The sequence below is a fragment of the Sphingomonas sp. BAUL-RG-20F-R05-02 genome (assembly GCF_022662305.1).
Classification (GTDB): domain Bacteria; phylum Pseudomonadota; class Alphaproteobacteria; order Sphingomonadales; family Sphingomonadaceae; genus Sphingomonas.
This window is the reverse complement of sequence record NZ_JAKNQH010000004.1, coordinates 108,325-128,601: the sequence shown is the minus strand read 5'-3', so window position 1 is coordinate 128,601 and position 20,277 is coordinate 108,325. Positions and strand designations below refer to the sequence as shown.

The window sequence follows — 20,277 nt, the reverse complement described above, 5'->3', positions numbered from 1 at the left end:
AGCGTGGCACGCGCGACGTCGGACTGCGCCGACATCGCCCGCAGCGATTGTTCCGCCACAGGCTGGGCGATAGCGTGCGTCGAGCTAGTCTCTGTCATCGAAGATGCGGGTCGAGCGGCATGCCGCGAGACACAACGGAGGTGCGGCAGGCCAGCGACACAGCACTAGCAGCATCGGCAAAGCGCAGCTCCATGCCATGCAACTCGGCAATAGCATTGACGAGGCTTAGCCCAAGGCCGACCCCATCGTGGTCATGCCGGCCGCGATAGAAACGTTGTGTGACCAGCGGTCGCTCAGCTGAGGGTACTCCCGCGCCCTGATCTGAGACGGTGATCGTTGGAGCCCCATGCTCGATCGACAGCACCACGCCGACCTCGCCGCCGACCGGCCCGAACTTGATCGCGTTATCGATGAGGTTCGAGATTGCCTCCATCAGCAGGTCAGCGTCGCCATCCATCGTTGCGGGCGCCTCGATCCGGCAGCGTAGCGCGGCGCCCTCATCCTCGGCGCCAGGGCGGTGCAGTTCGCAGGCGTCCTCGATCAAACGGGCGAGATCGACGGAGGTGAACCGGCTGCGTCGGGCATGGTCGCCCAGTTCGCGAATGCGCAACAACGCCGCCGTCATACCTAGCAGCTTGTCGATCTCAGTCAGCGAATCCGCCGCCGCCTGGCCGAAGGCGGAACGATCGGCCGCGTCGCCCATCGCCCGCTCAATCCGCGCGCGAAGCCGGGTCAGCGGCGTGCGAAGCTGATGCGCTATATCGTCACCGACCCCGCGGACTTCGCCAACCAGCCGCTCGATGCGATCGAGCATGGTGTTGATGTGCGCGCACAGCAGACCAAAGCTGTCCGGTCGTGCCGGCACTGGCAAACGATCGCGCAGATTGCCTTCGGCGATGCGGGCGGTCAATTGTCGTACCGCGTCCACCTGACGTGCCGCACGCCGGCCCGCGCTAAGGCCGAAGCCGATCGCGATCAGCACTCCGGGCACAAGCCCGAGCAACAACGCGCGTTCGACGACCTGATCGGCATGATCGATGTCGTCGAGATCAATTCCGGTCAGCAAGCGCGTACCATCCGGCAACGCGCAGACGACGAGGCGTGCCGTGTCGCTGGTCTTACCCGGCAGTTGTGTCGGCTCTACCGGTAGCACTGCCGATCCCTGGGTCGGGGCGGCGCGCGGTACGCGAGCAACGTTGCCAATGAGCAACCCGCCATTAGCCCTGAACAACGCCAGGAAGCGATCGCGATGGATGTCCCTAGTCAGCGCCTCGCCGATCTCCTCCAGCCGTTCCGCGGGCGCCATAGCGGCATAGCCGCGGCAATCGGCACGGAAACCCGCCTCCGCCTCGCGCACATTAGCTTGCGTCGCGAGCGCCCAGAACAGCGCCGCGAGCAGCAGCGACTGCGCTACGAGAAGCGCGGCGATCGCCCCGCCCCAGCGCAGCGTCGAACGGGCGCGCGGATCAGTCCGGAACGTCGAAAACATAGCCACGGCCACGTACGTTGCGGATCAGCTGAACCTCGCCGTCAGCATCGACCTTGCGGCGCAGACGACCCATGTGGACGTCGACCACGTTGCTGTTGGGTTCGAAAGTATAGCCCCACACGTCCTGAAGGAGCATCGAGCGTGTCACGATCTCGCCCGGTCGGCGCACGAGATAGTCGAGCAGCTTAAGCTCGCGCGGCAGCAACTCAAGCGCGCGACCGGCGCGGGTTGCAGTCGTCGCGAGCAAGTCGAGATCGAGCGGCCCGACGATCAGGCGCGTGTCACGTGTCTCGTTTGGTCTGCGCAGCAGCGCACCGACACGGGCAAGCAGCTCGATCAATGCAAACGGCTTGGGGAGGTAGTCGTCTCCACCGACGCGCAGCCCCCGGACACGATCATCGAGGCTACCCAGCGCACTTAGCACCAGCGCAGGTGTGCGACGACCTTCCGAGCGTAGCTGCGCGATCAGGTCAAGCCCTTCGCCGTCGGGTAGCTGGCGATCAACGATCAGCAAATCGACATGCTCGGTTTGCGCGGTTGCCAGCCCTTCGGCGGCGAGCGTGCGATGCGTGACCACATAGCCGTTGTCGGCGAGTTCAAGCATGATCTCGTTCGCAGTGCCAGCGTCGTCTTCTATGAGGAGGATGTGCGTCACGAGGGACGCTTCGCCACTTGCGCCGCACTTCGTCAAATAAATACCAATTCACGGTTCGCCCAGCGGCGGATCTCCTGATTCTCGGCAGAATCTAGCACGTTCATAGCAGCGCGGTAGGAACGCAGCCCGTCGATGGTACCGCCTCCGGGGAGCTATGGCGCTACAGCGCTTCTGTACGAAGCGGAGCGCCGCTTCCTTATCACGCGTCCTGGTGATGTACCTCTGAATTGGCGACGATCCGCCCACCGTGGATAGTAAGCCGATGCCCACGCCAATCAACTGAGCGGACGAAAAACGTCGCCAGAAAAAGCCCGAAGGACAGCGTGTCGCGAAGGGGAATAAATAGAAGATGCGCCACGGGGCGGCCGCCGAGCCGGGCTAACATTGCGCCACGAACGCCGATCGCCAGCATTACCGGCCCCCAGGTCCATGGATGGCCGCCGAGGATCGCCAGCGAGATCAGCGCAAACGGCAGCGGGTGGAGGACGACGCTTCCGGCGAAGCCGCCGGGGTCGATCCCGGCGATAGTCGCGCTCCAGCGCAGCTCATGGCGGACCAGTGCTGCCAAGCTCGGCTCCGCGCAGGCGTGCGTGATCAAGCGGCGCGACACGGCGACCTCAAGGCCCAGCGCCCGCACCGCCTCGCCGATCGCATAATCGTCGGCCAGAATGTCGCACACCGCGTGAAAGCCGCCGATCTGAGCCAGGGTGGTGGTCCGCATCGCGATGGTCGAGCCCATGCACGGCTGGGCAAGGCCAATGCCGAGACCGATCAGCGTCGATGGCAAGAAATGAAGATCGATCCCCATCGCCACCAGCGTCGACCAGATGCCCGCATCCGCCCGGCCACGATACAGGCACGAGACCGCGCCAATGCCGGGCTGATCAAGTACCGCGATAAGGTGTCCGATATAATCCGGGTCCACCACCATATCGCTGTCGCTGATCACCACCACATCGTGCTGGACGTGCTCTTGAAGATTAATGAGGTTACACACCTTGGCGTTGGTTCCGTGGGCGCGCGCATCGAGCACTAGCGCGATATCGCGGCTGTGCCACTGGCGGCGCAGAGTCTCGACCACGGCAATTGCCGGGTCGTCGCCACGCTGGACGCCAAACAGGTACTGGACCGGTCCGGCATAATCCTGCTGCATGAAACTCGCGAGGTTGGCTGCAAGCTGCGGCTCTGTCCCATGCAGCGGCTTGAGATCGTCACCGACGGGCAGCTACCCTTACCCGCCGGGCCGGGCGATGCAGCGTCGAACAGCCATACCGCCCATGATAGAAGGGCCGAGCCAATTAGCGACATCAATAGCGCAAGATAGCCGACGGCCAGAAATAACGACATCCTACGCAGGCTTACATGCTCGCGGGCACCGCCCAAGGAGTGCGGACGGTAGCGCACTTGTGCTGGAGGATTGGAACACATTAAAACGTCGGTTCGATCGCTCGCAGACCACAACACGCGTCTAACAAGAAGACTTAGCGTTGGAAGATTGGAAATTGCGAAACTTCGTGAATTATTACAAGGTGAGCTGTGGTGTAGCGGGTCACTAAGTAAGCCCACCAGCATACCAGCTACGGTTACTTCCGCGGGAAGGACTCCTTTGTGACACCTCATGCGTAAAGATCCAAGCTCGTGCAACTTCGTGCCATCGCGCCGACGATGCGGGGATGCTCGCTGTGGGCGATCAGGCGCGCGGAAAAATCGAGATTACGGTAACCGAACCAGCTCACCATGATCGACCATTCGGTTTCTTGTGGCACCATGGAAGCGGCCCTGCGGCGGTAGGATCAGCGCGACTCATGCGTGATCGTCTCATCAAGCCGGCCGACCGTCACACCGAGCTTGCGAAAGGTCATGACGTTGTTGGCGATCCTGCCGCTAGGATCGAGATAGAGCCATTGCTCAGCGTGTATCCCGCCCTTCATAACAAATGTAAGATGGAGGCGATTGCCTAGCACCCTTCCGGTCACCGGTCCGGCTGCGTCTGTTAGCGTGCCGGTATAGCCGTCTCGGCCGTTGGGATGTAGCTGCCAGCGCCGGTGCGTTGGCGCGCGACGGCCGCGGCGTACGGTCTGGTCGAGAATGATGCTGCGATCAGGCGCTACATGGCCATTGCCGTCGACCAGTGTCCGTTCGGCACGGTGAAAGATGACTTTGAGGGTGCCGCGCCCGGTGGTGTGACCATCAAAGAATTTGGCGGCGTCGAAGACAGGTTGCGAGCGGTAATCGCGCGTGATGTGATCGGCGGCGCAAGCGGTGGTGTTTGCCAAGGCCAGCAGTATTAAGAGAGGCTTCAACGCGGTCGCCAGAGACAGTTCGGTATGGGCCATTGTTCTCGCTCGTGGACTATCGCCAGGTAAGACAGCTCGGGCGATGCCGAAACGCCTATGCCTAAAGTAGCCGACACCCGACGCCACGCTGCTTAAATTCGCGTTCAGACTTTGGCATGGGCTATAGAAGCGACACCACGCTGCCTTGGACGGCGTAATCGATGCACGGCATCAACTGAGTTGCGGTTCAGAGTCTGAACCCGGATTTAGTCGACGGCGGTGCGTTCCGCCCGTTAGCTTAGACCATCAAGGTCGAGCGCGACGACGGGAGCGGTAATGGCGGGATGACAAGGGCTTAGAGCCGCACATCCCATCTGAAGATTATCTGCGACACACTCGCCACTTTCGCCCACTACGACACAGACCTCGCCCGGGATCGCCCGCGTGGTCGACGCCAACCGCGACCAGTATCAGGAATGATCCGATGAAATCACGTGACGGTGGCGCAGGGGACAGTGCGGCCAAGGCCGATGGCGAGACGCATTTCGTCACGCGGATCGGCTGGCTAAGGGCAGCGGTGCTCGGCGCCAATGACGGATTGCTGTCGACTTCAAGCTTGATGGTCGGCGTCGCGGCGGCTGCGGCGGGATCGTCCCAGATCATCCTTACCGGTGTGGCTGGGATCGTCGCCGGCGCGATGTCGATGGCAGCCGGGGAATATGTCTCGGTGAGCTCACAGGCCGATTCGGAGAAAGCCGATATTGAGCGCGAACGCCACGAGCTGCTCGCCGACCCCGAGCATGAGAGACGCGAGCTTGCCGCGATCTACATCAAGCGCGGCCTGCCCAAGCCGCTCGCCATCGAGGTGGTGGCCGCGCTGACTGTGCATGATGCACTAGAGGCGCATACGCGCGACGAACTCGGCATCACCGACACCTCGACCGCCAATCCGCTTCAGGCGGCGATAGCCTCGGCAGGGTCGTTCCTCGCCGGTGGGCTCCCGCCGCTCGTGACCGCGCTGTTGATGCCGGTCGCTGGCGTAGTATGGATGATTGCAGTTGTCGCGGTGGTCATGCTGGCTGTGCTCGGTGCTGCAGGTGCGCGCGCGGGCGGGGCGCCGGTTCTTCCAGGTGTTCTTCGGGTCGTGCTGTTGGGATCCATCGCCATGGCCGTGACGGCAGGCGTCGGGCATGTGTTCCACACAGCGGTCGGCTGATCCGCGCCCAAGCCTCGATCTTATGCGCCGATGAGGACGGCTCAGGCAACAAGGAGGAGGATGTGCGGCACCTTTCCTGTTCGGCGTCTCTGGCGAATTCCCTCGATTGCATTGCGGTTCAGACTCTGAACGCGGATTTAGTCGACCCAGGCACGACCGACCCGCTATCGCCGCTTTCAAGACCTCCTGGAGACTTAAGCAATGCGAAGTGTCGTTCTGGCAATGTTGGCCGGCGCGACCGTGCCGGTGGTGGCGCATGCCCAGGTATCCCAGCCGCAAGCGGTGACGGGGACGGCGATGTCGCTCGATCGGCTGGCCGAGGACGTTGTCGCGAACAACCCCGAGCGGCAATTCTACCAGCGGCAGATCGAGACCGCCGGCGTCGAACGCACCGCGGCGGGGCGCTGGGCGGATCCCGAAGCGGTGGTCGAATTTGGTCAGCGCAGCGCAAACGAGCGCAACACCGGCGCGCTGCTCGGCGACGGTCAGACCTATGCGGTGTCCGTGGTCCAGCCGATTGAGTTTGGCGGTCGCATCGCACTGCGCCGCGCGATCGCTGAACGTCAGGTCGATCTTGCCAAGATGGGGCTTCAACAGTTCGATGCGACGTTGATCGCTCGAGCGCGGTCACTGGGCTACGGGCTGTTCGCTGCGAACGAGAAAGCGGCCGCCGCGCGATCGGTTGCGTCCCGCATGCGCAATCTGGCGCGAGTCATAGTATCGCGCGATCCCGCAGGGCCGGCGCCACGGCTTGAGGCGGCAGCGTTGCAGGCCGGCGCAATCAGCGCGGAGCGAAGCGCCGCCATGGCTGATGCCGAGGCAAACTCCGCGCTGTACGAACTCAATCAGCTTCGCGGCGCGCCGTTCGCCGCGCGCTTGAGGATCGTTCGCCCTGACATGACGCTGCCCGATCTTCCCTCGGGTACCGCGCTCGCGGCCAAAGCGGCTGTCAACAATTTCGAGTTGAAGGCGCTGCGTGCGCAGTTCGAACAACAAGGCTTGCGTGTCGATCTGGCGCGCAAAGGACGGATTCCGATCGTCGGTGTGGGACCCTATTATGACCGGGCCCGCTCGGACATTCGCGAGACCAATTACGGCGTGCGCCTCTCGACAACCCTTCCGTTATGGAATCGACAGGCTGGGGATGTTGCCGTCGAGCAGGGGCGACAGGCGCAGGCGAATGCAACACTGATCAACGCCGAACGCCGGGTCGAGCGCGACGTGTTCGACCAGGCGGCACAATATGAAGCAAAGCGTCAGGCGCTTGCACAATGGAGCGGGGCGACCGCCAAGAACTTCGCCGACGCCGCCGAAGATGCCGACCGTAACTATCGGCTTGGCGCAATCCCGCTGACGACCTACACGCAGATGCAGCAATCCTATATCGAGGCGACTAACGCGGTGCTCGACACGCGGCGCGAGGCGCTCGACGCACTGCTTCAGCTGCGCGCGCTCAACGGCGGGGACGCGTTCACCCAATGATGCCTGGGTTGCTCGATTTCGTCACGCGGCGCCGTTTGGCGATCGCCGCAGTGACCGCGCTGATCGCGGCGGTTGGCCTTTGGTCTTTCCTCAGTCTACAGATCGATGCCATCCCTGACATCACGGGCGTTCAGGTACAGGTCAATACGATGGTGCCGTCATTGGCACCCGAGGAAATCGAGCGGTTGGCGACGTTGCCGATCGAGCGGGCGATGGCAGGGCAGCCGGGGCTCGAGGAGACCCGCTCGCTGACCAAGACTGGACTCAGCCAGGTCACCCTGCTGTACAAGGACGGCACCGACCAGATGCGCGCACGCCAGCTCGTCACCGAGCGGCTGAACGCGGTACGCGAGCAATTGCCACCGGGTGCCTCGCCCCAGCTTGCGCCGATCACCACGGGCCTTGGCGAAATCTATTATTACACGCTTGAGTGGAAGCAGTCGCCGCGCGGCATGACCGCGCAACAGCAGCTGATGGAACTCTACGAGGCGCAGGAATATACCGTTCGCCCGATGATGCGTGCTGTCACTGGGGTTGCAGACGTCAACACTAATGGCGGGCTCGAGCAGCAATTCGTCGTCGAGCCCGATCCGGTGCGGCTGATGCTGCACGGCGTCACCGCGGCCGAACTGAGCGCAGCGGTCGGCAAAAACGTCCAGAATGCCGGCGGCGGGATCATCGCGCGCGGGGCCGAGCGTTTTACCGTACTAACCAACGCACGGGTCATGAATGCGGCGCAGATAGCCGCGATCCCGGTAAAGTTCGGCGGCGCGATGCTGCCGATCCAAGTCCGCGACCTGGCCAATGTCGCGATCGGATCGGCACCACGCCAAGGCGCGGCGACGCAGAATGGCGCCGAGACGGTGCTCGGCACGGTGATGATGCTGGTCGGGCAAAACAGCCGTGAAGTCGCGCTCCGCGTGCATGATGCCTTGCCGGATATCCGATCGGCGCTGCCCAAGGGCATGGTGATTCACGAGCAATATAGCCGCGCCGACCTGGTCAACCGCACCATTTCGACTGTCGAACACAACCTAGGCGAAGGCGCGCTGCTCGTTGCGCTTGTACTGCTGCTGGTAATGGGCAATTGGCGCGCCGCGCTGATCGTGACGATCGTGATCCCGCTGGCGTTCCTAGTGACGGTCACGGGGATGCACCTGATCGGGGTGTCGGGCAATCTGATGAGCCTGGGCGCGCTGGATTTCGGGCTGATCGTCGACGGGTCGATCGTGGTGGTTGAGAACAGTTTGCGGCTGCTCGCCGAGCGGCGGCGCGACACGGGCGAGGTGCTGACCGACGAGGAATGCCGCGCGACCGTCGCCGACGCGGCGCGGATGGTCGCGCGCCCGACAATGTTCGGCATCGCCATTATTGCGCTCGTCTATGTCCCCGTGCTCAGCCTCGGCGGCGTTGAAGGCAAACTTTTCCAGCCTATGGCGCAGGCGGTGATGCTGGCGATCTTCGCCGGGCTAATGTGGACCTTCACCGTCGTGCCCGCGCTTGCAGCGTGGCTGCTGCGTGAGCCGGCACGAGAGCAGGACGACAGCCGGCACAAGGGGCTGATAGGCTTTGCGGAGCGCGGTTACGCGCCGACGCTAGAGCGCGCGCTGGCGCACCCGGTGTTGCTGGTGATCGGCGCGATCATCCTGCTTGCGGTCACCTTCGGGGTCTTCAAAACCCTTGGCTCGCAGTTCACACCGAAGCTCGACGAGGGCTCGATCACCGCGATGGTTTACCGCCCGGTGGGCATGTCGCTCGAACGCAGCCTTGCAATCGAGCAGGAGACTGAGCGCCAGATCCGCCGGCAGTTCCCGCAAGTGACGCACACCTTTTCGCGTATCGGCACGAGCGAGGTCGCGACTGACCCGATGCCGCCCAACGAGAACGATCTCTACATCTTCTACGCCCCCGAAAAAGATTGGCCGCACGGCGACGGCAAACCTAGGACCAAGGACGAGTTGGTCGCAGGGATCGAGAAGATCGGCCGGCAGGTCTATCCCGGCCAGACCTTCGAGTTCGCCCAGCCCATCGAGATGCGCTTCAACGAGATGCTGGAAGGCGTCCGCGCCGACGTGTCCGTCAAGGTGTTCGGCCAGGATTACGAAGTATTGGAACGTGCCGCAAAACAGGCAAAGGTCGTTCTTGAAAAGCAGCCCGGAACCGCCAGTGTCGAGTTCGAGACTGCGGGTCGTCCGAAGAGCATCGTCGTCGAGCTCGATCAAGGCGCGATGCTGCGGCTTGGGCTGGGCACGGCGGAAGTCAATGCGGCGATTACCGACGCGGTGGCCGGCGCTGAGGTCGGCTTCATCCCGGAGGGCGAAGCGCGTCATATGATTGTGGTGCGCATGCCCGAGAGTCTGCGCGCCAATCCCGCCGCAATTCTTGCATTGCCGTTGCGCGTCGGTGACTATGGCATGGTCCCGCTGTCACGCGTCGCCCGCCTGCGAGAAATGCCTGAGGTCGAACCGATCCTGCACGACGGCGGCAAGCGTCGTGCGGCGCTGATGGTTACGCTCAAGACCGGCGACCTTGCCGGCTATGTGCAGAAGGCGCGCGAGGCGGTGAACAGTCAGGTCAAGATGCCCCCCGGCTACCGAATCGAGTTCGGCGGCCAATTTCACCAGCTCGAAGCGGCGCAGAAGCGGCTGTCGATCGTCGTGCCGACGGCACTTGTGTTGATCTTCCTGCTCGTCTTCACCGCCCTTGGCAGCGCGAAAGAAGCGACGATCGTGTACACCGGCATCCCGTTCGCGGTGACCGGCGGCGTCCTGGCCTTGTGGCTGCGGGGGATGCCGTTCTCGATAACGGCGGCGATCGGATTCATCGCACTCTCCGGGATTGCGATGCTCAATGGGCTGGTGCTGATCGATCATATCAACTCGCTGCGTGACGGGCGCGATGGCGATCCGCTGCCAGTTGATGAGGCGGTGCGGCAAGGCGCGCGCGACCGGCTGCGTCCGGTGCTGTCGACCGCTCTCGTCGCGTCGATTGGTTTCGTCCCGATGGCGATTGCGAGTGGGGCTGGCGCCGAAGTTCAGCGGCCACTGGCGACTGTGGTAATCGGTGGAATCGTCACCTCGACGATCCTGACCTTGCTGCTGTTGCCGAGCCTCTATCGCTGGTTGGTGCGCGACGTCGCCAAAGCCGATGACGCGCCCTCCAGTCGCGATCATGATCCCAAAAATCTAGCGGAAGGGCGCGTTGCCGCGCCAGCAAAGGGGAAAACCAGTGGTTGAGACGCGTTCAGAGCCGGCTCGCGACCTCCGTACCGGCGACGGCAAACAAGTCATCACGCGCTATGCGACGGTGGCGGTCGTGCTGCATTGGCTGATCGCTGCGCTGCTGGTGATTAACATCGCGCTTGCTTGGTCGCGTGGCTTCATCACCCGCGAGCAGTCTGGCGTGGTTATGGATTTTCACAAATCCACCGGGATCCTGATCCTGTTGCTGAGCCTCGTTCGGCTAGGCTGGCGTTTGGCGCATCCGGCGCCGCCTTATCCCGCAGGCTTGCCAGCATGGGAGCGAGGGCTTGCGCATGTGACGCAATGGGGATTCTATCTTTTTATGATCGCGATGCCGTTGACTGGCTGGGTCATGACCTCGGGCCCGCGCGCGCATGGGCCGTTGACACTGTACGGATTATTACCGTGGCCATTGCTGAGCTTTGTACACACAGCACAGGGAACGGCGGGTGCGATCTGGCACACTGTCGGAGAAGCACACGGCATCCTCGCGTGGTTCGCGTATTTGTTGATCGTCCTCCACGTCGGCGGCGCACTCAAGCATCAGTTCGTCGACCGGGACGTCATTATGGCGCGGATGCTGCCAACACGACGAACGCGCTAGAGCTTTGTTAGGGCGGCCCTAGCCGTTCCTCGGGACACGACTTTCTTCAAACGAGCGGTTTCGAAGCGTAACTATAGGAGACGGTAAAATGCGCAAAATACTGTTGATGGTCGCTCCTCTGCTGGCGATTGCGTCGCCGGCGCTCGCCAACCCGCAGGATTTCCTGAACAAGGCGATGATGGGCGACAATTCCGAGACGGCGCTGGGCAAACTGGCCGCAAGCCGAGCGGCCAATCCGGGCGTCCGGCAATATGGCGCGATGCTCGCGACCGATCATGCCAAGGGCCGTCGCGAGATTTTGCCGATGGTAAAACGTTATCGCCTTCCGTCCACAACGGCCCTCGCACCTGCCGCCGATGCCGAGCGATACAAGCTCGGCCGACTACATGGCGCGGCGTTCGATCACGAATTCGTCCGCTACATGATCCAGGACCATACGGACGATATTTCCGACTTCCGCGGCGAACTGAAGAGTGGAGATCCGGCTGAGGTCCGCGCGATTGCGCAGCGCACGCTGCCCGTACTGCAAAAGCACCTCAAAACCGCGCAGGCGCTTCAGGCCAAGCAGAGCGCGCGACGGGGGTAGCCGCTCACCATACGCCCCGGCGTCAGGGTGCAGGCCTATGCCGCGACTGACGCCCGGGCGCGCAAAGGGCCTGGCCACAAACGCTCATGAAGAACGGCTAAGGCGACAAGGATCAAGACGGGTAGGCTCCTCTGGCGGAACCCCGATGCTCTGCCTGCATCCCGCGGCGCGCGCAGCGTCAGGCCGGGTTCGCGCTCGATCAGCGCCAGGAGTAAGGACAGGTGCTCGGACATGATGTTAGGCTGATGCCGGCGCAGTACGTGAAGCCGTACGTCAAGCGAGGCAAGAACGACGCGGCTGATGCCGAGGCGATCTGCGAGGCAGTGACCCGGCCGACCATGTGCTTCGTCGGGATCAAGTCGCCTGAGCAGCAGAGCGCGATGATGCTGCACCGTGTTCGCCTGATCCTCAACCGCCAGCGTACGCAGCTGTCGAACGCGATGCGGGCGCACCTGGCCGAGTTTGGGATCGTGGCGCCGATTGGCAGAACGGCATCGAGCAGGTCCTCGACGTGATCGCTGATCCTGCCAATAAGCGAGTACCGGCCGATGCGCGGTTCTGCCTGGAGATGCTGGCAGTCCAGCTGCGCATCGTGAAGGAGCAGATCCTCGAAAACGATCGTCGCATCCTGGCGAGCGCACGCGAGACCGAGCTTGGCCGCCGCCTGATGGTGATACCCGGCGTGGGTCCGCTGCTCGCTAGCGCCATCGTCGCCACTGTTCCTGACCCCGCGATCTTCCGCTCGGGCCGCAATCTGGCTGCGCGGATTGGCTTGGTGCCGCGGCAGAACTCGAGCGGCGGGCACGCTCATCGCATGAAGTGAAAATTAGGAAACGGGGAGTCGCGTCGAGCGTTCTGATCTGACTGTCTCCGACCAGGAAATTCTTTCAATGTCAGGCCAAGTTTCGGCGCGGCTCACCGCTCTCGTGGACGACTTAAAAGCTGCAGTCGTTAACACCAAGCCAGAGGTCCTGCGAACGAGCGAATCGAGAAGCGCCCTGCAGGCGCTTGCCTCCGATGTGCCGCTGCGACGACCGTGGAGCGACGACGAGCCTGCGGCGCCGCGGCGGTGAGTGCTGACCAATTGCCTCAGACCGTTGCCGAACTTTCGCAAGCGTATGACGCGCGCGCCTTGTCACCTGTCGAGTATGTGGCTCATCTCGTTGATCGCATCGATCGGACGGATGGCATTTTACATGCTTTTGTCGAGCGAACCATAGACCAGGCTCGAATTTGGGCTCGATTGTCCGAGCAGCGTTTGATGAGTGGATCAAGGTTGGGGCCGCTCGACGGTGTTCCGATCGCTCATAAAGACAACATTGATACCGCGGGCGTGGCGACAACCGCCAATTGCGGTCTATTCCGCAACCGGGTGCCGGCGCGCGATGCTGCGGTCGTTGCTGCTCTCGCTCGATCGGGGGCCGTGATGCTCGGGAAGGTCGGCTGCTACGAAGCAGCGTTCGGCGGTCCCGATTTCGACTTGTCATGGCCCGTCCCGCGCAACCCGTGGGACTTAGGACGGTCGACCGCGGGGTCGAGCAGTGGTAGCGCGGTCGCAATCGCGGCCGGCCTGGTTCTTGCCGCGACGGGATCGGACACCGGCGGGTCGTTGCGCGATCCGGCGGCGCTGTGCGGAGTGACTGGCTACAAGCCTCGCTACCGCACCATCCCAACAACCGGGATGTTCCCGTTCGCGCCGTCGCTTGACACGATAGGGCCGATGGCCAAGAATCCAGAGGACGCGCTGATCATGGCTGCCGCTATGCGTGGCGAACGGGCAGACGCTGGCCCACTCACCGCTCCCGCGCGCGGCTTGCGCATCGGCGTGGTGCCGCGCTGGAGCGAGGACATCAAAGTTGACGACGGCGTCGGCGCAGTCTTCGACACCGCCGTGGCGGCGTTGCGGGAGAGCGGGGCCGAAATCGTCACAATCGATCTGCCACCGCTCCGCGACTTCGCCTCGACGGGCTGGACAATTGCCATGGCAGAACTCCGTGAGACGCATGCCGAGGCCTGGGCTCATGGAGCGGACGGCATCGGCCCGATGCTGCGACGAGGCCTCGCCGCAGCAGACGTGATCCCGGCGTTCCGCTATATCGCGGCGCTTCGGCACGCTCGCGCGCTGACCAGGATAGTGGAACAGGCGTGTGAGGACATCGACGTGTTGCTGACGCCTGCGCAGGACAGCGTCGCTCAGCCACTGGCTGAATTGGGCGGCGCGCTACCTTTTGAGAAACCGTCAATCACCATACCGTTTTGCGTCACCGGAGCCGCGGCAGTTGTCATGCCCGCAGGGCTTCACGACCGCTTGCCGATCGGCGTACAATTCGCCTCGATGAAAAACGAGGCGCTGCTGTTCCGCGCCGCCTGCGCCCTAGACCGCGCCCTGGGGAACCCACGCTTTCTGCCGCCGGCGTTCAGTTAGCTCCCCGCGGCGATGCGGAATAGCGAGGCGCGCAGCCCCGTCTCCGCTTCCGCCTCGCGATCGCGAGCATCGGCGAACAGATCTCGCGCTCTTTCGTCATTCAACCGCGCGGCCACTGCAACCGCCGTCTCGTAGGAGACGAGCGACGCGTTCACCATCTTGCGCACGGCACCTATAAGAGCGAGGTCAAGAAGCGGGCCAGCTTCTTCAGTCTTCATGTCGCCTTCGGCATCGTCGAGCATGCCCATCATCCACAGGTTCTCGTCACCACAAGGTTTCACCCCAAGGCGCTTGCCGAGCGCGTCGAGGCCATCGGCACGCTTGCGTGCGTCGTTCAACCGCTGCCGCAACAAACCGCCCGTCACAGTGTCGGTGACCGCATCGGCGATCGCCGGAAAGCGATCGAGGGTAAGGCCTTCACCCTTTCGAAGGTCTTGGAGGCAGGTAACCATCAACTGTTCGAGTGTTGACACGCTGGGCACGACATCGCCTTCCAAACCGAGGAAATTACAATCTGCTTTCAAACCCACCGCGCCCCGATACGTTGCGTGGGCAACACCGATGAACGTACGGCGGCTTGCGGGCGGCAGGGCGAAAGCTCTGAACGTCTGATATTGGGTCGACTACGCGGAGGCCGCAGTAAATACCGCGTGCTGGGCCTTGAACGCCCGCCCGAAAGCAGGCCGCGCCTCACCTCTTGCGACATAGGAAGCGACGGCCGGCTGATCCTCCAGTAGTTCCGATCCGACTAGCCGGCGCAGAACCGTCACCATCACGATGTCGGCTGCGCTGAACTCATCCTCCAGCCAGTTATGGTTAGAAAACCAGCGGGAGAGATCGCTTAGCCTTGTCCTCACTCGCTCATCTAGCATTGCGATGCGCTCAGTATGCCAAGGCCGATCTGCCTCGAGCAGCAACGCCATGCTGCGTTCGACGATCGTTGGCTCCACCGTGCTCTTGGCAGCGAACATCCATGCGATCGCCCGTGCTCTGGCTTCCGCATCCTGAGGCATGAGTGCCCGATGGCGTTCGGCGATATGGAACACGATGGCAGCCGACTCAAACAACGCAAGCGAGTCGTCCTCGTACGTCGGGATTTGCCCGAACGGCTGCAGCGCACGGTGTACCGGCTCCTTCATCGCTGCAAAAGAGAGGAGACGTACGTGATAGGGCTGGCCCACTTCTTCAAACGCCCACCGCACAGCCATGTCCCGCGCCAGTCCTCGGCCGCGATCGGGTGATTGCGCAAATGCGGTGATTGTCGGGTTCATGCGGTCCTTCCCGAGCGGGTGGCGACACGATGCGCGCTAAGCCAATCGGCGGCAAGAGCATCGACATAAACGGACGGCCGAAAGGCACATCGGGAAAATGGTCGCGAACGACCGGAAATGGGTCGCAACAACGAGTTGCGGTCACCGGGTGGGCTCGATGTCAGCCGAAGCGCACCATCCCATCTAGTCCTGCAACCTTGCCCGCGAGGGCGGGCACCTCCTCCCGTTGTCGCCGCGCGTCGAAGCGGCCACGCTCCTCGCGGTGATGGACGATCTCGAACCCGTGCTGTTTTAGCGCGGGAAGCGCGTCGATCCCCTCCGCAGTGGTGACGTTGACGTCAATGCTGTCGGGCCCGCTCACAGGGGCGCCTCGAAGGTGGCGGTCAGCGTCGAGCCCATGATCGTTCTCCCGTGCCGCCGACAGGGGCCGGGGTTGGGGCATAATGCCTGGCGAGGCACCGGATCCGCACATCGCGCGTTAGCCTTCGATGAAAACCGTTCGCTTGCCTGATGGCACCAATTTGCCCGCCCTCGGTCAGGGCACCTGGATGATGGCCGAGAACCCGCAGCGCCGACGCGACGAGATCGCGGCGCTACGTGCCGGCATCGACCTCGGAATGACGCTGATCGACACCGCAGAGATGTATGCGGACGGCGAGTCCGAACGGCTGGTCGGCGAGGCAGTCGCTGGCCGTCGCGACGACGTCTTCCTGGTCAGCAAGGCCTATCCACAGAACGCCTCCCGCAGCAGACTGCCGCGTGCGTGCGAGGCGAGCCTGGAACGGCTCGGTACCGATCGGCTCGACCTGTATCTCCTTCACTGGCGCGGTACGGTTCCGCTTGGCGAGACGGTGGAGGTGATGGAGCGGCTGGTGAACGCCGGCAAGATCCTGCGGTGGGGCGTCAGCAATCTCGACACCGACGACATGGAAGAACTCGTAGCGGCGGGCGGGCAGGCATGCGCGACCGACCAAATCCTCTACAACCTGACTCGCCGCGGCCCCGAGCACGATCTGCTACCCTGGCTGGCAGCGTGGGGGATGCCGGTGATGGCGTATAGCCCGGTCGAACAGGGCCGGCTCGTCGCGGATAAAGGGCTGCGCGCACTGGCGGGCGAGCTTGGCGTTATGCCGGCGCAGGTCGCGCTCGCCTGGCTGCTGGCGCGCGAAGGCATGATCGCAATCCCCAAAGCCAGTACTGTCCAGCATGTACGGGAGAATCGCACTGCTGCCGACCTCGCGCTGTCGCCCGAGACTGTGGCTCGACTCGACACCATGTTTCCACTGCCGAGCGGTCCCGTGCCGCTTGCTATGCTTTAGCTTCGCCGGCTGCTGAACGAATGTCTGATTCCTGATGGCGAAGTAGTGAGGCTGAACGACGGCCATTGGGTCGTCGGTGAGATCGACGCAGACAGTCTAAGTGACGTATTTGTGAGTGAGGCCGCAACTGCCTTCGTTAGTGCAACGCTGGCTGCAGCTAAGATTTGACAGAGATTATCCACGATGATCCCGACTAAGTGGGAATGCTTTTGCTGCCATGCTGGACCTCGCTCGTCGAGGCGCTAACAGGGCAAAATCTCTTCTAAGGGGCTGCAGGTTGACTCGTTATCTCGCATCGTTCGTTTTAGTGACCCCGCTGATCCCAGCCGTCGCGCTTGCTCAGCTGCAACCATTAACGAACAGCCTGCCGCAGGCGCAGCCTCCAATCGGCGAGCAGATCCCGGCCGCGCGGGACGTGGCGTTCCCCGGCGTGATCCAGTTGCAGGTTGACGCGAGCGACGTCGCGCATGGGATCGTGCAGGTGACGGAGACTATCCCGGTCACGCAGACCGGACAGGTCACGCTGCTCTACCCGAAATGGATACCCGGTGATCACAGCCCGACCGGGCCGATCGACAAGCTCGCCGGACTAACGATCAGCGTTGATGGCCAAGCTGCGCCCTGGAGGCGCGACCAGGTCGATGTTTTCGCTTTCCACATCGACGTGCCGGCGGGGGCTCACGCGATCACGGCCAAGTTTCAGTACCTGTCACCGACACGCGCGAACCAAGGCCGGATTCAGGCGACGCCCGAGATGCTGAGCCTCCAATGGGACAAGGTTTCACTCTACCCGGCCGGCTATTACGTGCGGCGGCTGCCCTACGCGGTGAGCGTCGTCTATCCGGCCGGCTGGAAGTCGGCGACCGCACTCGCGCCCGGCCTGTCGGGCGACCGGGTGACGTATTCGACGACGGATTACGAGACGCTGGTGGACTCGCCTGCGATCGCTGGTCTGTACATGAAGAGCTGGGCCTTGGCGGCGGACTTCAACCTCGATGTGGCAGCCGACGAGCCACGCGATCTTGATGCCAAGCCGGAGCAGATCGCGGCACATCGCCGGCTCGTCGACCAGGCCGAACGCGTGTTCGGCGCCCGGCACTACGACCATTATGATTTCCTGCTGACCCTGTCAGACACGCTGGGTGGCGAAGGGCTGGAGCATCATCGCTCGTCCGAGGACGGGACGGACGCGGACTATTTCACCAACTGGGACGCGACGCCCGACGCACGCAACCTGCTGCCACATGAGTACACGCACAGCTGGGACGGTAAGTATCGGCGGCCCGCGGACCTGTGGACGCCGGACTACCGGCAGCCGATGGGCGACTCGCTACTTTGGGTCTATGAGGGGCAGACGCAGTATTGGGGCTACGTTCTCCAAGCACGATCTGGCTTGGCGTCGGAGAAGGAGACGCTCGACGCCCTCGCCGAGGTCGCGGCGTCCTATCAGAACCAGCCGGGCAAGAGCTGGCGCTCGACCGAGGACACCACCAACGACCCCACCATGTCGCAGCGTCGCGCGGAAGGCTGGCGCAGCTGGCAGCGCGCGGAGGACTATTACTCCGAGGGTCAGCTGACTTGGCTGGATGCTGACCAACTGATCCGCGAGAAGACCAACGGCCGCCGCTCGCTGGACGATTTCGCTCGGGCGTTCTTCGGCGGCCGCGACCGCGACTGGGGCGTGAAGACCTACAACTTTGATGATGTTGTGGCGGCGCTGAACCTGGTGCTGCCGTTTAACTGGGCCGCGTTCCTCCGTGAGCGGCTCTACGCGGTCCAGCCCAAGGCCCCACTCGACTGGATCGAGCGCGGCGGCTACCGCCTTACGTATACGGCGGAGCCGAACGGCTACGTCAAGGAAGGCGAGACGGCGTCCAAGGGCGTGAACCTCAGCTACTCTCTCGGCCTCGCCATCGGTCGCGACGGCGCGGTCTCGTCGGTGCAATGGAACGGACCTGCCTTCGCGGCCGGGCTGACCTCAGGCGCCACAATCGTCGCGGTGAACGGCCGAGACTACGACAATGACGGGCTCCGCCGCGCCGTGACGCATGCGGCGACCACGCACCAGCCGATCCGGCTGATCGTCAAGCAGCAGGATGAATACCGGACGGTCTCGATCCCCTATTATGGCGGCCTGCGCTACGCGCATCTCGAGAAGGTCGCGAAGGGGAGGACTGGGCTTGATCGGTTGCTGGCGATGAAAAGCTAACGTCTTTTTTCGCGGCAGAAGGCGCAGTCCATGCCGCTGCGGCCGCGCGTATGCCGCTGAGTCGTCAACGTGAGACGAAATCTCCCGAATGACACCTGCGAAAGGTGCATCCGTCGGAACGCGAACGCTCGCATTAACACGCTGGCGGACAGATGAATAAATGTCTGATGCAAGGGAGCCCAGCGCGGCTCCGAATCCAGCGGCCGCTCGCCGGCCGGCCGCTCCTATGGCTATCGGACGCCAACCAGATGGACGCCCGTGGCCGTCCGATCCGGGGCCTGCGCGAGATCGACGAGGAGCAGGCCGAGGTCGTCCGCCGCATCTTCCGCGAGTTCGCCCGCGCCCTGGCTGCACGGACAATCGCCGCCATGCTCAACGCCGACGGCACTAAGGCGCCGCGTGAATCGAATTCGCGGGCTTCGACAATCAATGGCGATGGCCGGCCGGCAATGGCATCCTGCGCAACGAGCTCTACATAGGTCGACTGGTGCATAATCGCACCAGCAAGGTGCCCGAGCCAGTCTCCCGCGCAGTCCGCATCCGCGTCAACATCGTCGAGGACGGGGTCGTCAGTCGGTCCCCCCACCTGCGCATCGTCGACGACGAGACCTGGGAGGCGGTTCAGGCGCGGCGACGGTCCTATCACGGCGTCAAGCTGCACCGAACCGTACGTCCGCGTCGGATGCTGTCGGGTCTCGGCGTCTGCGGGCTGTGCGGCGAAGGCTGGATCGTCATTGGGACCGAGCGGTGGGGTTGCACCAAGCACGAGTCAGACGGCAGTTGCACGAACAACCGGCAGATCACGACTGAGCATTACGAACGTTGGATGCTGGCTGCCCTGCGCCAGCGGATGCTGGCCTCCGCGCTGGTCGAGGTCTTCGTCCGCGAGTACCACGCCAAATATGCCCGCCGCGCCGCCGACAGCCGCCGGGACGAAGCGCGCCTCCAGAAGCGCCTGACGACCGTACAGGCGCAGGTGAAGCGCCTGGTCGCGGCCATTGCCCGCTGGCGGTCAGGAGTTCGCCGACATCCGCGAGGCTCTCGCCGAAGCCCGGGCCGAGCAGGACGCCGCCGAACTTGCCCTCGCCAAGATCGAGGCGTTTCCGGTCGTCGCGCTGCATCCCACGGTCGCCGCCGATTATCGCGCGCAGGTCGAACGCTGAACCAGGCGCTCGCCGATCCCGAGGCCCGGCTAGAGGCGATCCCCGCGCTGCGCGAACTGATCGACTGCATCGTCCTGACACCCAATCTGGAGGGGCGCGGTGTGCTGCTGGAGGTCGAGGGACGGTTGACCGCGATTATCGATCTTGCCAGCGGGAAGTCGGCTCTGGAGGAACGGCTGTTTGTTATGGAGCGGGTGAAGGGAATCGAACCCTCGTCGTAAGCTTGGGAAGCTTCTGCTCTGCCATTGAGCTACACCCGCAATACCGCCCGTTTGCCCGGCTCGTGCGCTGCCGTCAATGCGCCTCGGCACCAAATCCAGCGCTGGACGTTGCAGCCGTA

At 63.5% G+C, this 20,277-nt stretch carries 18 protein-coding genes, 1 tRNA gene and 2 pseudogenes; 12 read left to right on the top strand and 9 right to left on the bottom strand.

The annotated features are described in order from the left end of the window. Positions 1 to 94: 94 nt before the first annotated feature. The 5 genes from L8F97_RS10730 to L8F97_RS10710 form a co-directional block, all read right to left on the bottom strand. On the bottom strand, positions 95 to 1,489 hold the full coding sequence (locus tag L8F97_RS10730) for a sensor histidine kinase (protein ID WP_242149347.1): 1,395 nt from the start codon (positions 1,487 to 1,489) through the stop codon (positions 95 to 97). Further along, the gene (locus L8F97_RS10725) at positions 1,467 to 2,144 is read right to left on the bottom strand and encodes a response regulator transcription factor (protein ID WP_242149345.1); all 678 of its coding nucleotides are present in this window, start codon (positions 2,142 to 2,144) and stop codon (positions 1,467 to 1,469) included. The genes L8F97_RS10730 and L8F97_RS10725 overlap by 23 nt, the downstream gene beginning before the upstream one ends. A gap of 199 nt (positions 2,145 to 2,343) precedes the next feature. Then, positions 2,344 to 3,297, bottom strand: coding sequence for a bacteriohopanetetrol glucosamine biosynthesis glycosyltransferase HpnI (hpnI, locus tag L8F97_RS10720; protein WP_242149342.1), 954 nt, complete (start codon positions 3,295 to 3,297; stop codon positions 2,344 to 2,346). 463 nt (positions 3,298 to 3,760) lie between these two features. Beyond that, on the bottom strand, positions 3,761 to 3,913 hold the full coding sequence (locus L8F97_RS10715; protein ID WP_242149340.1) for a hypothetical protein: 153 nt from the start codon (positions 3,911 to 3,913) through the stop codon (positions 3,761 to 3,763). A gap of 24 nt (positions 3,914 to 3,937) precedes the next feature. Then, positions 3,938 to 4,480 carry a DUF3833 family protein gene (locus L8F97_RS10710; RefSeq protein WP_242149338.1) on the bottom strand — a complete coding sequence of 181 codons (543 nt, stop codon included), beginning with the start codon at positions 4,478 to 4,480 and terminating at the stop codon, positions 3,938 to 3,940. A 424-nt stretch (positions 4,481 to 4,904) separates the two neighbouring features. On the opposite strand from L8F97_RS10710, the gene L8F97_RS10705 reads away from it, so the two are divergent. The 8 genes and pseudogenes from L8F97_RS10705 to L8F97_RS10675 all read left to right on the top strand — a co-directional run bounded on the left by L8F97_RS10705 (position 4,905) and on the right by L8F97_RS10675 (position 13,975). After that, complete coding sequence (locus L8F97_RS10705; RefSeq protein WP_242149335.1) at positions 4,905 to 5,636, top strand: VIT family protein; 732 nt, start codon at positions 4,905 to 4,907, stop codon at positions 5,634 to 5,636. 201 nt (positions 5,637 to 5,837) lie between these two features. Further along, entirely contained in the window at positions 5,838 to 7,118 is a 1,281-nt protein-coding gene (locus L8F97_RS10700; protein ID WP_242149332.1) for a TolC family protein, read from the top strand. Further along, positions 7,115 to 10,354 carry an efflux RND transporter permease subunit gene (locus L8F97_RS10695; protein ID WP_409929035.1) on the top strand — a complete coding sequence of 1,080 codons (3,240 nt, stop codon included), beginning with the start codon at positions 7,115 to 7,117 and terminating at the stop codon, positions 10,352 to 10,354. Before L8F97_RS10700 ends, L8F97_RS10695 begins: the two co-directional genes overlap by 4 nt. Further along, positions 10,347 to 10,964, top strand: coding sequence for a cytochrome b (locus L8F97_RS10690; RefSeq protein WP_242149329.1), 618 nt, complete (start codon positions 10,347 to 10,349; stop codon positions 10,962 to 10,964). Before L8F97_RS10695 ends, L8F97_RS10690 begins: the two co-directional genes overlap by 8 nt. Before the next feature lie 88 nt (positions 10,965 to 11,052). Beyond that, positions 11,053 to 11,550 (top strand): DUF4142 domain-containing protein, encoded by a 498-nt coding sequence (locus L8F97_RS10685; protein WP_242149326.1) that lies wholly within the window; start codon positions 11,053 to 11,055, stop codon positions 11,548 to 11,550. 224 nt (positions 11,551 to 11,774) lie between these two features. Then, positions 11,775 to 12,030: pseudogene (locus L8F97_RS22970) on the top strand (transposase); the annotation flags it as partial. A gap of 61 nt (positions 12,031 to 12,091) precedes the next feature. Further along, positions 12,092 to 12,352, top strand: a pseudogene (locus L8F97_RS22965) (transposase); the annotation flags it as partial. Positions 12,353 to 12,619: 267 nt separating this feature from the next. Next, entirely contained in the window at positions 12,620 to 13,975 is a 1,356-nt protein-coding gene (locus L8F97_RS10675; protein WP_242149323.1) for an amidase, read from the top strand. Here the strand turns inward: L8F97_RS10675 and L8F97_RS10670 are convergent. The 3 genes from L8F97_RS10670 to L8F97_RS10660 form a co-directional block, all read right to left on the bottom strand. Further along, positions 13,972 to 14,505, bottom strand: coding sequence for a DUF892 family protein (locus tag L8F97_RS10670; RefSeq protein ID WP_242149320.1), 534 nt, complete (start codon positions 14,503 to 14,505; stop codon positions 13,972 to 13,974). The genes L8F97_RS10675 and L8F97_RS10670 overlap by 4 nt on opposite strands. A gap of 93 nt (positions 14,506 to 14,598) precedes the next feature. Continuing rightward, positions 14,599 to 15,246 (bottom strand): glutathione S-transferase family protein, encoded by a 648-nt coding sequence (locus tag L8F97_RS10665; protein ID WP_242149317.1) that lies wholly within the window; start codon positions 15,244 to 15,246, stop codon positions 14,599 to 14,601. Positions 15,247 to 15,406: 160 nt separating this feature from the next. Then, positions 15,407 to 15,607: a helix-hairpin-helix domain-containing protein gene (locus tag L8F97_RS10660; RefSeq protein WP_242149315.1), complete on the bottom strand. Its 201-nt coding sequence runs from the start codon at positions 15,605 to 15,607 to the stop codon at positions 15,407 to 15,409. A gap of 127 nt (positions 15,608 to 15,734) precedes the next feature. Here L8F97_RS10660 and L8F97_RS10655 point away from each other — a divergent pair, with 127 nt between their 5' ends. The 4 genes from L8F97_RS10655 (at position 15,735) to L8F97_RS10640 (ending at position 20,158) form a co-directional block, all read left to right on the top strand. After that, positions 15,735 to 16,565, top strand: a complete 831-nt coding sequence (locus tag L8F97_RS10655) for an aldo/keto reductase (protein ID WP_242149313.1) — start codon at positions 15,735 to 15,737, stop codon at positions 16,563 to 16,565. Between the two features lie 217 nt (positions 16,566 to 16,782). After that, positions 16,783 to 18,774 (top strand): M61 family metallopeptidase, encoded by a 1,992-nt coding sequence (locus tag L8F97_RS10650; RefSeq protein ID WP_409929034.1) that lies wholly within the window; start codon positions 16,783 to 16,785, stop codon positions 18,772 to 18,774. 248 nt (positions 18,775 to 19,022) lie between these two features. Then, positions 19,023 to 19,253 (top strand): recombinase family protein, encoded by a 231-nt coding sequence (locus L8F97_RS10645; RefSeq protein ID WP_242149304.1) that lies wholly within the window; start codon positions 19,023 to 19,025, stop codon positions 19,251 to 19,253. Between the two features lie 8 nt (positions 19,254 to 19,261). Beyond that, entirely contained in the window at positions 19,262 to 20,158 is an 897-nt protein-coding gene (locus tag L8F97_RS10640; protein ID WP_242149301.1) for a recombinase zinc beta ribbon domain-containing protein, read from the top strand. Here L8F97_RS10640 and L8F97_RS10635 read toward each other — a convergent pair. Then, a tRNA-Gly gene (locus L8F97_RS10635) sits at positions 20,124 to 20,197 on the bottom strand. The genes L8F97_RS10640 and L8F97_RS10635 overlap by 35 nt on opposite strands. Positions 20,198 to 20,277: the final 80 nt, after the last annotated feature.

What these genes read in the sequence shown, in the direction of transcription:
- L8F97_RS10695 (WP_409929035.1), top strand. Translation starts at nt 7,115, where the DNA reads ATGATGCCTGGGTTGCTCGATTTCGTCACGCGGCGCCGTTTGGCGATC.
- L8F97_RS10645 (WP_242149304.1), top strand. Translation starts at nt 19,023, where the DNA reads ATGGACGCCCGTGGCCGTCCGATCCGGGGCCTGCGCGAGATCGACGAG.
- L8F97_RS10665 (WP_242149317.1), bottom strand. Translation starts at nt 15,246, where the DNA reads ATGAACCCGACAATCACCGCATTTGCGCAATCACCCGATCGCGGCCGA.
- L8F97_RS10705 (WP_242149335.1), top strand. Translation starts at nt 4,905, where the DNA reads ATGAAATCACGTGACGGTGGCGCAGGGGACAGTGCGGCCAAGGCCGAT.
- L8F97_RS10710 (WP_242149338.1), bottom strand. Translation starts at nt 4,480, where the DNA reads ATGGCCCATACCGAACTGTCTCTGGCGACCGCGTTGAAGCCTCTCTTA.
- hpnI (WP_242149342.1), bottom strand. Translation starts at nt 3,297, where the DNA reads ATGCAGCAGGATTATGCCGGACCGGTCCAGTACCTGTTTGGCGTCCAG.
- L8F97_RS10715 (WP_242149340.1), bottom strand. Translation starts at nt 3,913, where the DNA reads ATGGTGCCACAAGAAACCGAATGGTCGATCATGGTGAGCTGGTTCGGT.
- L8F97_RS10700 (WP_242149332.1), top strand. Translation starts at nt 5,838, where the DNA reads ATGCGAAGTGTCGTTCTGGCAATGTTGGCCGGCGCGACCGTGCCGGTG.
- L8F97_RS10650 (WP_409929034.1), top strand. Translation starts at nt 16,783, where the DNA reads ATGCTGGACCTCGCTCGTCGAGGCGCTAACAGGGCAAAATCTCTTCTA.
- L8F97_RS10685 (WP_242149326.1), top strand. Translation starts at nt 11,053, where the DNA reads ATGCGCAAAATACTGTTGATGGTCGCTCCTCTGCTGGCGATTGCGTCG.
- L8F97_RS10730 (WP_242149347.1), bottom strand. Translation starts at nt 1,489, where the DNA reads ATGTTTTCGACGTTCCGGACTGATCCGCGCGCCCGTTCGACGCTGCGC.
- L8F97_RS10655 (WP_242149313.1), top strand. Translation starts at nt 15,735, where the DNA reads ATGAAAACCGTTCGCTTGCCTGATGGCACCAATTTGCCCGCCCTCGGT.